This window comes from Pseudogulbenkiania sp. AW2-16 (assembly GCF_056824575.1).
On sequence record NZ_CP157668.1, the window covers coordinates 2602007 to 2615544 of the forward strand.

At 62.3% G+C, this 13538-nt stretch carries 12 protein-coding genes; 9 read left to right on the plus strand and 3 right to left on the minus strand.

The annotated features are described in order from the left end of the window. The first annotated feature begins 37 nt into the window (after positions 1 to 37). The 5 genes from ABKF58_RS12675 to ABKF58_RS12695 all read left to right on the plus strand — a co-directional run bounded on the left by ABKF58_RS12675 (position 38) and on the right by ABKF58_RS12695 (position 6456). On the plus strand, positions 38 to 1558 hold the full coding sequence (locus tag ABKF58_RS12675) for a TolC family protein (RefSeq protein WP_482581041.1): 1521 nt from the start codon (positions 38 to 40) through the stop codon (positions 1556 to 1558). Beyond that, positions 1555 to 2316 (plus strand): efflux RND transporter periplasmic adaptor subunit, encoded by a 762-nt coding sequence (locus ABKF58_RS12680; protein ID WP_482581043.1) that lies wholly within the window; start codon positions 1555 to 1557, stop codon positions 2314 to 2316. Before ABKF58_RS12675 ends, ABKF58_RS12680 begins: the two co-directional genes overlap by 4 nt. 7 nt (positions 2317 to 2323) lie before the next feature. Continuing rightward, the gene (locus ABKF58_RS12685) at positions 2324 to 3646 is read left to right on the plus strand and encodes an efflux RND transporter periplasmic adaptor subunit (RefSeq protein WP_482581045.1); all 1323 of its coding nucleotides are present in this window, start codon (positions 2324 to 2326) and stop codon (positions 3644 to 3646) included. Continuing rightward, positions 3647 to 5755, plus strand: coding sequence for an efflux RND transporter periplasmic adaptor subunit (locus tag ABKF58_RS12690; protein ID WP_482581047.1), 2109 nt, complete (start codon positions 3647 to 3649; stop codon positions 5753 to 5755). Positions 5756 to 5916: 161 nt separating this feature from the next. Further along, positions 5917 to 6456 (plus strand): GNAT family N-acetyltransferase, encoded by a 540-nt coding sequence (locus tag ABKF58_RS12695; protein ID WP_482581048.1) that lies wholly within the window; start codon positions 5917 to 5919, stop codon positions 6454 to 6456. Here the strand turns inward: ABKF58_RS12695 and ABKF58_RS12700 are convergent. Both ABKF58_RS12700 and ABKF58_RS12705 read right to left on the minus strand, forming a co-directional pair. Continuing rightward, the gene (locus ABKF58_RS12700; protein WP_482581050.1) at positions 6449 to 6781 is read right to left on the minus strand and encodes a hypothetical protein; all 333 of its coding nucleotides are present in this window, start codon (positions 6779 to 6781) and stop codon (positions 6449 to 6451) included. The genes ABKF58_RS12695 and ABKF58_RS12700 overlap by 8 nt on opposite strands. Before the next feature lie 76 nt (positions 6782 to 6857). Beyond that, entirely contained in the window at positions 6858 to 7445 is a 588-nt protein-coding gene (locus ABKF58_RS12705; RefSeq protein ID WP_482581051.1) for a phage tail protein, read from the minus strand. Positions 7446 to 7786: 341 nt separating this feature from the next. On the opposite strand from ABKF58_RS12705, the gene ABKF58_RS12710 reads away from it, so the two are divergent. The 3 genes from ABKF58_RS12710 to ABKF58_RS12720 all read left to right on the plus strand — a co-directional run bounded on the left by ABKF58_RS12710 (position 7787) and on the right by ABKF58_RS12720 (position 11749). Further along, positions 7787 to 9442 carry a hypothetical protein gene (locus tag ABKF58_RS12710; RefSeq protein ID WP_482581053.1) on the plus strand — a complete coding sequence of 552 codons (1656 nt, stop codon included), beginning with the start codon at positions 7787 to 7789 and terminating at the stop codon, positions 9440 to 9442. 209 nt (positions 9443 to 9651) lie between these two features. Beyond that, positions 9652 to 10860 (plus strand): amino acid aminotransferase, encoded by a 1209-nt coding sequence (locus ABKF58_RS12715; RefSeq protein WP_482581055.1) that lies wholly within the window; start codon positions 9652 to 9654, stop codon positions 10858 to 10860. A 154-nt stretch (positions 10861 to 11014) separates the two neighbouring features. Beyond that, complete coding sequence (locus ABKF58_RS12720) at positions 11015 to 11749, plus strand: pseudouridine synthase (RefSeq protein WP_482581057.1); 735 nt, start codon at positions 11015 to 11017, stop codon at positions 11747 to 11749. A gap of 81 nt (positions 11750 to 11830) precedes the next feature. Here the strand turns inward: ABKF58_RS12720 and ABKF58_RS12725 are convergent, their stop codons facing one another. Then, a complete protein-coding gene (locus tag ABKF58_RS12725; protein ID WP_482581059.1) occupies positions 11831 to 12955 on the minus strand; it encodes a PQQ-dependent sugar dehydrogenase in 1125 nt (374 codons plus the stop codon). Positions 12956 to 13164: 209 nt separating this feature from the next. On the opposite strand from ABKF58_RS12725, the gene ABKF58_RS12730 reads away from it, so the two are divergent. Continuing rightward, positions 13165 to 13470 carry a panthothenate synthetase gene (locus tag ABKF58_RS12730; RefSeq protein WP_482581061.1) on the plus strand — a complete coding sequence of 102 codons (306 nt, stop codon included), beginning with the start codon at positions 13165 to 13167 and terminating at the stop codon, positions 13468 to 13470. The last annotated feature ends 68 nt before the right edge of the window (positions 13471 to 13538 follow it).

Sequence of the window (13538 nt, forward strand, 5' to 3'; positions counted from 1 at the left end):
GCCAGAGACAATATTTCAGTAGCACAAGGGGACAGGGATGAGAAAACAACATAAACAGAGGAAATCGGCTGGTCGTTATCGCTTGCTTGCCGCATTGACGGTGCTGGCCTTGACGGGATGTGCAGTCACTCCCAAACCACTGAGCTTGGGAGAGAGGCAGGCGACGCTGGCGGCTGATCGCCAGGCGATGTTCGGGACTCAGGAGGCGTTGAATGGGCCCGTCACCCTGCAGGAGGCCATGGCGCGCGCGCTGAAGTACAACCTGGATTACCGCGTGAAGCTGATGGAAGAGGCAATGGCGCAACGGCAGCTGGACTTGTCCAGTCTCGATATGCTGCCCAAGCTAGCATTGGCAGCGGGGTATACCGCACGGGACAAGGACAATGCGTCGTCCTCGCAGAACGTGGCGACGGGTGAGCAATCTCTGGTGCCGTCCATTTCCACCGAAAAGCAGACGCGTACCGCAGACCTGAACTTGAGCTGGAATGTGCTGGACTTCGGGGTCAGTTATTACACAGCCCAACAGCAATCGGATCGCGTGCTGATCTTGCAGCAGCGCAAGCGCAAGGTGGCGCAGCAACTGATGCAACAGGTGCGCGAAGCGTGGTGGCAAGCGGTTGGAGCACAGCAGCTGGAAGGCCGTATCGACTCCCTGCTGAAAGAGGCCAATAAGGCGCTGGAGGATGCGCGTCAGGTAGAGCAGCAAAAATTGCGTTCACCGCTGGAGGCGCTGACTTACCGCCGTCAGCTGCTGGATGTGATTCGTCAAATGGGGATGATCCGCAATACCTTGTCCCAGGCGAAACCCAGGCTGGCAGCCATCATGAATGTGCAACCAGGTGCCGATTTCGAAGTAGCGGTGCCTTCGGACATGCCAATACCGACTCTGGCGTTGACGCTGGATAAGATGGAGGAGATGGCCCTGCTCAATCGGCCCGAGGTCAACGAGGCACGTTACAACGAGCGTATTGGCGTACTAGAAACTCGTAAGGCCATCGCCAAACTTTTGCCGGGGCTGGAGTTCAGCGTCGGCCATCATTACGACAGCAATAAATTCCTGGTCAACAACTCGTGGAGCGATGCCGGTCTGCGCATCAGCTGGAATCTGCTCAACTTGTTCAGTGCCGGTCCCATCACGCGATCGGCCGAAGCGCAGCTGGAAGTGGCGAAGGCGCAGCACATGGCGTTGAACATGGCGGTGTTGACCCAGGTACATGTTGGCTACCTCGACCTTCAGGGCCGTACTCGCCAATTCGCGCTGGAAAAAGAGCTGAACGATGTCGAATTGCGTATCTATGAGCAAAACCGCAACGCGACAGCCAGTGGTGCACAAGGCCGGCTGCCGGCGATTCTGGCCGATGCCAATGCCGTGTTCTCGTCGTTGCGGTTGTATCAGAGTTATGGCGACTTGCAGAATGCTTATGGTCTGATGGGGGCGAGCCTGGGTCTGGATCCTCTTCCCAACAGCACTGCCGGATATGATTTGCCAACCCTGGCCGCTGCGTTCAAAGGGGCGGAAATCCACTGGAAGAGCACGGTATCGGGAGACCCGTCATGAGCCGTTGCCTGATCATAGGGATTTCTCTGTTGGCGGGCGCAGGGGCCATGGCAGCCGCATTGCCAGCCAAGCCGCTGCCCGCCGCTGCGGTCACCAATGCCAGCGATGGTCGTATCCGAGTGCAGTTGATGGCCCGCAATGCCGTGACCCTGTCGGGTGAAGTCGCAGCCAGGATTGCGGCCTTGCCGGTATCGGAAGGGGGAAGTTTCAAGCGCGGGCAAACCTTGGTCGAGTTTGACTGCAGCAGCTATCGGGCTCAGTTGAATAAGGCCCAGGCTTCGTTGGAGGCCGCCAACCAGTTGGCCAAGGTCAACAATCAACTGGCAAAACTCAACTCGATCGGGGTGATGGAGGTGACTCAGGCCGAGGGCAAAGCAAAAGAGGCGGCGGCCGATACCCGTTATATGCAGACCGTTGTCGGTAAATGCGTGATCAGTGCGCCGTTCAATGGGCGGGTGGCGAGGCGTGTCGCTGCTGTCCATCAATATGTCAGTCCGGGCAACCCCGTGCTGGATATCGTCGACTCCGGACCGTTGGAGTTGCGCATGCTGGTGCCGTCCAAATGGTTGAGTACGTTGAAACCCGGCAACCGTTTCACTGTGGCTGTCGATGAGCTGGGAACGAGCTTTCCGGCCAAGATAGAACGTCTCGGCGCGCAGATCGATCCCGTCAGCCAGTCCATTCTGGCGGTGGGCGTGATCGACAGCAATGCGGGTAATCTGTTGCCGGGCATGAGCGGCTGGGCCAGCTTCAAATAGGGTGGGCATGGGGCACGCAGACAAAAGTCGAGAACTGGCCAGCCTGTTGCAGCTGCTGCACCGTGCGCGGGAAGCGGTCAACGTTGCGCAACTGGGTTTCATCGTCGTTAACGAAAGTCAGCAATTGCTGTCCTATCGGCAAGCAGCCTTGTGGCGTGAAAGCGTGCACCGCCATGTGGGTGCCTTGTCGGGACTGGCAGAACTGGACCCTACGGCCCCCTACATGCAGTGGTTGGGAGGGGTCTTCCGGCATGTGGCGACAGTCGTGGACTCCCGGTCCAGCCAGGTTGTGTCCGCGGACGATCTGCCGGAAAGGCTGGCCGCCGAATGGTCCTTGTGGTTTCCCGCGCATGTGCTGTGGCTACGTCTGGGAGGGCAGGGGGCACTGTTGCTGGCCAGAGAGTCGGTCTGGAGCGAGTACGAGGTGAAGCTGGCCGAAGAGCTGGCGCATGGCTATGGTCACGCACTGTCACTCTTCTCACCGCGCCGTAACTGGCGCGAACAGGCCATGCAATGGCTGCGGCCGGGCCATCGACAACGTCGGCTGCTGCTGGTGGCGCTGTTGACCGTTTGCCTGCCGATACGTTTGACCGTCCTGGCGCGGGCGGAAGTGGTGCCGCAAAAGCCGCTGCTATTGCGCGCGCCTATTGCAGGGGTGATTGACCATATCGCGGTGGAACCCAATCAGCGTGTAACCCAGGGGGCGCCGTTATTCGACCTGGACGCCACCTCTCTGTCGGGCCAGTACGCCATGGCCGCGCGCGAACGCGATGCCGCACAGGAGAGCTTCCGTGCCAGTGCGCAGTTGGCGGTGACCGACGACAAGGGCAAGTTGGCGATGGCGCAGGATCGCGCCAAGCTGGAGGAGAAGAGCATTGCCGCCGATTACACCGGGCGCGAACTGCAGCGTCTGCATGTGACCGCGCCGGCAGCCGGAGTGGTGGTGTTTTCCGACCGCAACGACTGGCAGGGCAAGGCCGTTGCAGTAGGGGAGAAGGTGATGACCTTGGCCGATCCGACCATGGTCGAGTTGGCCGCCTGGTTGCCGGCCGCCGAGGCGATTGATGTAGCCCCCGGCGCCAGGGTGACGTTGTATCCCAATGCCTCTCCGATCGAATCCTACGATGCCGAAATTATTCGTGTCGCTTACAAGGCCGAGGCGGTAGAAGGAGGGCTGTTGGCCTACCGCTTGCAGGCGCGCTTCATGAGCGGTGACAAGCCACGGCTTGGTCAGATGGGTACTGCCCGGGTGTATGGCGACTGGGTCCCGTTGATCTACTACGCGCTGCGTCGCCCACTAACGGCGGCACGTCAGTGGCTGGGGTGGTAGATGCCGGCCCGTACTTTGCCCCCATTGCGGCAGGAGTTGACCTTGCATGCCGGCTCGCTGCAAGCGGACGGTTCCCCTAGCTGGGTCCTGCACGATCCTTGTGCCAATCGCTTCTATCAGTTGGGCTGGGCCAGCTTTGAGGTATTGTCACGCTGGTCCCTCGGGTCGGTCGACGTGATCGTGGCGGCGGTCAATGCCGAGACATCGCTGCAGTTGGTCCCGGATGACGTCGAGGCGGTGATCAACTTTCTATCGCGGCATCAGCTGTTGATGGCGGTCTCTGCCGAGCAGAGCCACTGGCTGTGGCAGATGCATGAGGCCAATCGTCCAAGCCGTGCCATGTGGCTGCTGAAAAACTACCTGTTCTTCCGTGTTCCGCTGGTGCGTCCAGAAACTCTGCTCAACCGCCTGCTGCCGTGGTGTGGCTGGCTGTTCCAGACCCGGTTCTGGTGGGCCATGGCGGGAGTGCTGATCTTTGCCCTGGCCATGGTGTCGCGGCGTTGGGATGAATTCACCCACACGTTTTCCGCTTATGGCGGCGTCAGTGCCGCCATCGGCATCGGCCTGTCGTTGAGTTTGGCCAAAGTGCTGCATGAAATGGGGCATGCGCTGACCGCACGGCATTTTGGCTGCCGGGTGCCGGCAATGGGAGTGGCGTTCCTGGTGATGGTGCCCGTGCTGTACACCGATACCAACGATGCCTGGAAATTACCGTCCCGCAGGCAACGGCTGTTGATCGGTGGGGCCGGGATGCTGGCGGAACTGCTGCTGGCGATCATCGCGACTTTGCTCTGGTGTTTTTTGTCGGATGGTCCCTTGCGGGCCGGAGCATTCTTGCTGGCGTCCACGACTTGGCTCGCGACACTTGCCGTGAATGCCAGCCCGTTCATGCGTTTTGACGGCTATTTCCTGCTATCCGACTACCTGGGGCTGCCCAATCTGCATTCCCGGGCCTTTGCATTGGCCCGCTGGCAGTTGCGCCGCTGGGTCCTGGGGTTGGATGACCCGGAGCCGGAGTATTTTCCGCAGGATCGACGGCGTGGCTTGATTCTGTTCGCCTGGGCCACCTGGTTGTATCGCCTGGTGCTGTTCCTGTCGATTGCCTTTCTGGTCTACCACTTGTTCTTCAAGGCTCTGGGCTTGCTGCTGCTGGCCGTCGAACTGGGCTGGTTCATCATCCGGCCGATCGTTGGTGAGTTGCTGATCTGGTGGCGGCGGCGTGCGGAACTGCACTGGCAGCAGGCGACCCGGCGTAGCGCGGCGCTGTTCGGCATGCTGCTGTTGCTGTTGGTGCTGCCCTGGCAGTCCGATGTATCCAGCCCGGCGGTCTTGGGAGCATCGCAATCTCAGGGCTTGTATGCGCCGGCCGCGGCGGAGGTAGATAAGGTGTGGGTGCGGGAGGGGCAAGCCGTCAAGGCCGGGCAGTTGCTGGCCCACTTGCGCTCACCTGTCCTGGCGGCACAGTTGGACTTGGCCGAAGCGCGTGAACGTGCCTTGGCCTGGCAGGCGTCGCAGCAGCCGTTCGACACCGAGCTGCAGCAACAAGGGCCGGCTTTGCAAAAGCAATGGCAGGTGGCGCAAGAGCAGGTCAAGAGTTTGCGTCAGCAGATGGTCCGGTTGGCTCTGGTCGCCCCATTTGCCGGCAGAGTGGTGGATAGCAGCGAGGCGTTACAGGTCGGGACCATGATTGCCGAAGGTGAACGCTTGCTGGACGTCGTCGGTCCTCATGGCGTCAAGGGCGAGGCCTTTGTCGATGAAGCGGCGCTGGCGGGTTTACGACAGGGGCAGGTGGCCAAATTCGTCGCCGATGGCGGTGAGCATTGGGCCGTGTCCTGCCGTTTGGGGCCGATCGACCGTCTCAACCTGACTGTACTGGATCAGCCCTTGCTTGCCTCCAGTTACGGCGGACCGATTCCGACCGAGTTACGAGAGCATGGCCTTGCGCTGTTGTCGACAACCTTCCGGGTGCGTTTGGAGCATTGCGACGGCCAAGCAGCTCCGTTGAGGGAAATGGCCGGTGTGGCACGCTTGCAAGGTGAACGTCACAGTATGTTGGGCCGCATGATTCGTTATCTGCTGGCTGCGGTGCAGCGTGAGGCTGGATTGTAGCGCTAGGCAGGAAGGCCGCAGAGCTATGGCGAAGCGTGGCGGTGTTGCGTGGGCTGGTTGTCAGGGCCAATCGGAAGAGGGCTGGCGTGCGACTGTCAGGTTGACGATGCCCGGAATGCCCGGCTTTCTGCAATGGGATTGAACTAGAAAAGGAGCGGGCAGTGACGACTATCTTGAACTCATCTTCACTGGCGCAGGGACTGACACTGCGGCCGGCCAGACAAAGCGATGCCGCCTTCATAGCGCAGTTGTATCGCAACGCACGACCCGATCTGCAATTGATCGATGGTGAAGACGACCTGATCCGGACCGTACAGGAGCAGCAGTACCAGGTATTACTTCAAGGGGCGGGCAACAACTATCCCAATGCGATGCATTTCATCATTGAAAAGACGCTTTCCCGGATCGGCGTGGTGATGGTGGATTTTGGCCATAACGAGATTCGCATCATCTTTCTGACTCTGTTGCCCGACGTACGTGGTCTGGGGTATGGGAAACAGGTGCTGACGGGTTTGCAGCAAGCGGCCAGAGAGGTACGCGCTCCTCTGGCCGTGGTGGTATGGCACAGCAATGTTCAGGCTCGGCGGCTCTATCAACAGCTCGGTTTTGTCCTGGAAGAGGCGGGGGATATCGCCGACAAGCTCGTGTGGTACCCCGATGCAGGCTTCTCGCAAGGCCGCGCAGGGGGGCTGTTCAGTTGAATGGCAGCTGGAAGTAGGCCAGAGACGGATCGCGTCCGGCCGGGATCACCCGGCCGATCCAGACCAAATCCAGCTGGCGTGTTTCAACAGTGCCATGCCCTGGCAGGGTGAGGCGGCCGACCGCATCGACCACGGTGGTGTTTGGAGAGGCCGCCAGTTCCACGACGAAAGGTGTACGGCGCGAAGTCGCACTGGGCGTTTGAGCTTGGGGTCTCAGTTTGACGGCCTGGATCTGCAATGTCAGTTCCGGGTGGTGTTCGCTCTGGAAGGAGCAGTATTGGCCGGCCAGACCAATGAAGTCGTCGGCGCATAAGGTTGCCAGCATGACGGTATCTTTCAGTTCAAAACAGCGGGCATGGCGCGTGCTGCCTTCTACCCGCTGTTGGCGTGTTGTCGTGGGTTCAGGGACGGACCGGATAGAGTCCGTTGATAGCAATACAGAAATTGAGCGCGAGGAAGGGGTTGAGCACGCTCACCGGTGAGTTGCCGCCGGTAAGGTCGGTGTTACCTGTCGCGGAAAGCCCCTGCACGCTGACGGGATTGTTCAGGGCGGAGGACCAGATATTTGCCAGACCCGTACCGCCGCCGGAGGCACCCAAGTAGGGGTTGGAGGCACTAGGCGTACTGGCCGGCGTGGCCGGCGTCGGTGTGCCGGCGGCGTGGAAGGTCACGGCCATCGAGGTGGCGGTGTGGGAGTGCGCCGGCAGATTGGCGGTGGTCAGGGCGACATTCTGGGTGCCGCCGAACTGGCCAGGATTATAGGCGGGCAGGTTGTAGGCCGGCTGGGCGGGGCCGGTTCCGATGGGCATGCGGGCGGCCAGGTTGGGCAGTTTGAAATTTTGCGGAGCAGTGCCGCCGTAAAGGGTGCCAAGCAAGGAGTACAGTGCTTCGTATTGCGAGACCTGATAGGTTTGGCCTTGGCATAGCGCCCAGTCTTGAGGTGCATAGTTGAAACCGAAGATCGTGATTGTGCCCATGTATGCATCCATGCTTTTCCTCCTGTAGATTGCCTTGGCGGCGGCTGCCACCAAAGTGAGCTTGCAGTACAATAGAATTGTTTATGCCATATAGTTATCGTAAGTATAAATTGATGCAATATAAATTTATGCATTTGTTGTATTTGTTGGACTTTTAAACGGAGCTAATGGCATCTGCGCGCGGCGGTATTGCATGGCGCTTGTCTTGCGGCAGGAAGCTGTTCCCTGGCGGCGCTATGAAAACCAGGCCAGCTTGTGTTAGGTTTTATCGATTCGACATGTCACCCGCTGATCTTTGTCAGGGAGGGCGATGTCGCTGTCTGTGACGACGATACCCCGCACTGGAACTCGCGATGCCAGAAGCCCATTCCCCCACCGAAAAACGGGTACGCCATTTCCGCCAGATTCTGGTGTGGCCGCTGCAATTGATGCCGATCCACGCCGGCAGCCAGATCCAGAAGCACTGGGAGCTGTTGCAGCAAAGCGGCGCCGACAACCCCTGGCACGAGATCGACGACGTTTTCCCCGACGATCCGGCCCGGTTTCATGCCCAGCAGTACCACGAGTTCATTACCTTTCTGCCGCATGTTCAGCGCTTTCTGTACGGCGAGAGCCGCACCGCGCGCCAGGGCCGCGTCGCTGGTGCCTCTCCGATGCGGGTGTTCCGTCGCCGTGACATCGCTGCGGTGCGGCTTGTGCCGGAGCCGGGTAGCGCACCGTTGACGTTGCAGGTGGCGCGGGTCGATCTGCATTTTTTCTTCGACATCGATGTGGTGCAACTGGTGGTCGAGGTGGCCGGCGACGACCTGACGTTGTTCCAGGTGCAGGACACGCTGTACCGGTTCGGCCGGGCCTATCCGGCCGGCTGGGACGAATCAGGGCAGGGTATGCACTGTCTGCACCACGTAGAGTGGCTGGGGGCGGATGGCGGCACGCTGGCGGCGTCCGACTTCGAGAAGCGCGACAAGTACCTGTCCTTTGTCGGCCGCCATCGGGCGCCGTGCATCGCGGCGCATTGGGATTTCCTACTGCGGCCGCTGGTGCTAGACCATGCCGACGAACCCGGCCTGATCCGTTACCGCCAGCTCGAGTACTACCGCATGCCGGTGATCGCCTACCTGGCGTTGGACGACCCTCGCGCTTTGTCGCGCAGCGACTTCATCCGCCTGGGGTTGCTCACCGCGGCCAGTGAGCAGTCGGGCTTGCCGTACGCCGACCGGCACGTTGCCGACTTCGAGCAGCACTATTGCTACGACCGTTATTGGGGGGACCGGGTCGACGGTCCTCCGACGCGTTTTTTGTGCTGTGGTCATGCCCTGGTGATGGTCGGCGATGCGGCCTCGCCGGTGTTTACCGGCGCGGAGACCGGGCTGTTGGCGCAGTTCCGGCACCAGTATTTCCTGCTGTTTCTGATCGCGCATTTTCAGAAGGCGAGCCTGCTGATGTTTTCGGACCGGCTGGTCGAGGCGCTCAACCGGCTCGACATCCATCACGCGGAATCGGTCAAGGAATTCAAGCGGGTGATCCGCCAGCTGTTCGAGATTTTCCTGCGCTTTACCCACCGCTACTGGTTCCACGAGCTGTCAGACCTGGCGCAGTCGCGAGCCTTGTTCCGCATGTGCACCGATCATCTCGGCACCGCCGCCTTGTTCGACGAGGTGCGCGACGAAATCCGCGAGATGAGCGAATACCTCGACAGCGACAGTCTGCGCCGTCAGGCCAATACCGTGGTGCGGCTGACCATCGTCACCACCTTCGGCCTGATTGGTTCGATCACCACCGGTTTTCTCGGCATGAACCTGCTGGCCGCAGCGGACAGTCCGTTCCCACTCAAGGTGTGGTATTTCCTGCTGACGCTGATTCCGACCACCTGGCTGACACTCTATACCGTGGTGAAATCGAAACGCCTGTCGGATTTCCTCGAGGCGCTGTCGGACGAGCGCCTGCCGCGCCGGGCAAAGCTGGGGGCGCTGATCGCGGTCTGGCGTCACAAAAAGGCGGCGGGGTGAGCCGTGAGCGTGGCGAGCCTGATGCCGTGTCCTTGCCAGGCGCCATTTTCTGACGTTTGCCGTCGCGATTTGCCTGCCCGGCGGCGTTCTATCGCGGCGGTGGCGTGGTAAACTCTGTGGGATTTCGTTTTTATCCCCCGCAGCGTCGACCGGCCTCCTGCACAGACCCGGTGACGTTGCCGCAATCGGCAATACTCATGGAGCCCCTGATGACCACTTCGATCTTCGCCGCCGTGGAAATGGCGCCGCGCGACCCCATTCTCGGCCTGAACGAAGCCTTCAACGCTGACACCCGTGCCACCAAGGTAAACCTGGGTGTGGGCGTTTACTACGACGACAACGGCAAGATTCCGCTTCTGGCCGCCGTCAAGGCCGCCGAGAAGGCCCGCCTGGAAGCCATGCCGCCGCGCGGCTACCAGCCGATCGAAGGTCCGGCCGCTTACGCCCAGGCTGTGCAGAACCTGCTGTTCGGCACCGGCAGCGAGCTGGCCGAGAGCGGCCGCGTGGTGACCGCCGAAGCGCTGGGCGGTACCGGTGCCCTGAAGATCGGTGCCGACTTCCTGAAGCGCCTGAACGCGTCGTCCAAGGTCTACATCAGCGACCCGAGCTGGGAAAACCACCGTGCGCTGTTCGAGTCCGCCGGTTTCGTGGTGGAAAACTACCCGTACTACGACGCGGCCACCCGTGGCGTGAACTTCGCCGCGATGAAGGAGTTCCTGCTGGGTCTGGACGCGGGCTCCGTGATCGTGCTGCACGCCTGCTGCCACAACCCGACCGGCGCCGACATGAGCGACGTGCAGTGGGCTGAGGTGGTGGAAGCCTGCCGTGCCCGCGGCCTGGTGCCGTTCCTCGACATGGCCTACCAGGGTTTTGCCGACGGTATCGACGCCGACGCCGTGGCGGTACGCCTGTTCTCGGCTTCCGGCCTGCAGTTCTTCGTGTCGAGCTCGTTCTCCAAGAGCTTCTCGCTCTACGGCGAGCGCGTCGGCGCGCTGTCGATCGTGACCGCGTCCAAGGAAGAAGCCGGCCGCGTGATGTCGCAGCTCAAGCGCGTGATCCGCACCAACTACTCCAACCCGCCGATCCACGGCGGCGCCATCGTGGCGGCCGTGCTGTCCAGCCCGGAACTGCGTCAGCAGTGGGAAGACGAACTGGCCGGCATGCGCGACCGCATCCGCGCCATGCGCTCGAGCCTGGTCGAGAAGCTGCAGGCCAAGGGCGTGGCCCAGGACTTCTCGTTCGTGATCAAGCAGCGCGGCATGTTCTCCTATACCGGCCTGACCGTGGAGCAGGTTGAGCGTCTGAAGAACGAGTTCGGCATCTACGCCGTTTCCACCGGTCGTATCTGCCTGGCCGCGCTCAACAGCAAGAACATCGACTACGTGGCCGATGCCATCGCGGCGGTGGTCAAGGGCTGATTTGGTCAGTCGCCGTTTCAGAGAAGCCCGGCCGGAGCGATCCCGCCGGGTTTTTTTGTGGCCGGCCTCAAGGTTGGCCGAAGATTCGCCGCGCGCGCCGCGCCAAAAAGCGCGATAATCGCGCTCCTTTCCATCCAACCACGAAGCCCCTGCCATGAGCGATACCGTCCGCCTGTCCAAACGCATGACCGAACTGGGCCTGTGCTCGCGCCGCGAGGCCGACGAATTCATCGAGATGGGGCTGGTCAAGGTCGACGGTGTGGTGGTGAATGTATTGGGCAGCCGGGTGCGCCCGGAGCAGGCCATCGAGCTGACGCGCCAGGCGATGGCGCTGCAGGCCGAGCGCGTCACCTTCCTGCTCAACAAGCCGGTGGGCTACGGCTCCGGTCCGTCGGAGGCCGGCGAGCGCCCGGCGTGGCAGTTGATCAAGCCGGAGACCCGTTCGCCCAGGGACCGTTCTGGCTATACCTTCCTGAAGAAACATCTCAATTACCTGGCGCCGGCGGGCAAGCTCGACGTCGATTCGTCCGGCCTCTTGGTGCTGACCCAGGATGGCCGCATTGCGCGAGCGCTGATGGCCAAGGCAGCCGACTTCGAACAGGAGTTCCTGGTGTGGGTCGAGGGTGAGGTCAGCGATGCCATGCTCGAGCAGCTGCGCCATGGCCTGAGCCTGGACGGCGAAGCGCTCAAGCCGGTCAAGGTCAGCCGCCAGAGCGATAGCCAGCTGCGCTTCGTGTTGCGCGATCCGGTGCGGCGCCAGATCCGCCGCATGGCCGAGCTGGTCGGCCTGCGCGTGACGGCGGTGAAGCGCATCCGCATCGGCCGCATCGCGCTGGGCGATCTGGAGCAGGGGCAGTGGCGCTACCTGACCGAGCACGAACGCTTCTGACGCACACCGCTCGGGGCTGCGGGTCGTGGCGAGCCGCTGCCCGGCATTGCCGTCCAGTCCGATCATGGCATGGCCGGCGACTCAGCGCGTAGGCGCCGGGCTGACCCGCACCAGCTGGCCGTCGTCCTCGTCGGTGAGCAGGTAGACCAGGCCGTCCGGGCCGACGCGCACGTCGCGGATGCGCCCCAGCGCGCCCTTCAACATGCGCTCTTCTGCTACCACCTTGTCGCCGTCCAGTTTCAGCCGCACCAGCATCTCCCCCTTCAAGGCGCCGATCAGCAGGTCGCCCTGCCAGCGCGCGAACGGTTTCCCCTGGTAGAACGCCATGCCGGACGGGGCGATCGACGGCACCCATACCTTCCGCGGCTGTTCCATGCCGGCCTTGTGTGTTCCTTCGCCGATCGGCAGGCCCAGGCCGTAGGTCTTGCCGTAGGTGATTACCGGCCAGCCGTAGTTGGCGCCGGCGCGGATCACGTTGACCTCGTCGCCGCCCTGCGGGCCGTGCTCGTGGGTCCAGATGGCGCCGCTGCGCGGGTTGAGCGCCATGCCTTGCTGATTGCGGTGGCCGAGGGTGAATTTTTCTGGCTTCCAGCCGGGATGACCGACCCAGGGATTGTCGGGCGGCACGCTGCCATCATCATTGAGGCGGATGACCGAGCCGGCGTGATCGTTGTGGCGTTGGGCGCGGGCGTCCTCGCCGCGGTCGCCCAGTGACAGGTAGAGCTTGCCGGCGCGATCGAACAGCAGCCGGCCGCCGTAATGGTGGTCGGAATCGGAACGCGGCAGTTGGCGGAAGATCACTTGGAGGTCGCGTAGCGCGTGGCCGTCGAGTTGGGCGCGGGCGATCTCGGTGCTGCTGGCTTCGGGCGTGCCGCCGGCGTAGCTGAGGTAGATCAGGTGGTTGTCCGCGAAACGCGGGTGCGGCAGCACGTCGAACAGTCCGCCCTGGCCCACGGCGACTACCGCGGGTACGCCGCTCACCGGTTGCGGGTCGACCCGGCCTTGGGCATCGAGCAGGCGCAGGCGACCGGCGCGCTCGGTGAGCAGCATTCGTCCGCCGGGCAGAAAGGCTAGCGACCAGGGGTGGTTCAGCCCGCGTGCCAGTTGGGTCAACTGCAAGGGATAAAGCTGGCTGGGATAGGGGTTGGCCGAAGCGAGGCTGACGAGGCCCAGCAGCAGTGCGGCGAGGATGGAGCGCAGAGGCATGGCGGATTCTCCTGACGAGGGCAGGCCGAACGGGCGGCGCCGCTCCTTGTCATTGATTATGATGGAGAAAGACGGCCTTGCCAGGTGCTGCGTCGGCCAATGTCGGGGGCCCGGCCATGCCCCCATCGTTGCCTGAGCGGGGATGCGGGGCAGTTGCTTTCCCTTCAAACGCGAGTCCCCGGCTGGGCCGCCGGGGCAGGAGAAAAATCATGAAGATGCTGATGATGGCGCATATTCCCCACGAACCGTTCAACCAGCTGGTGCGGGAGGGGCGGGCCGCCGAGATCATTGCGCAGATCGTGGACGAACTGAAACCCGAGGCGATCTACTTCACCGAACAGAACGGTCTGCGTACCGTCGTTGCGGTGATCAACGTCAACGAGTCGAGCGAGATTCCGCGCTATGCCGAACCGTTCTTCCTGCAGTTCGAGGCCGATTGCGAATTCCGTATTGCGATGACGCCGGCCGATCTCAACCGCGCCGGCCTGGAGCTGTTGGGCAAGCGCTGGAGCTGAGCGGCCGGCGTCAGGCAGCAAAAGGCGGCGCCGTAGGGCACCGCCTTGTTCTTGGGGGGCGTCAGGTC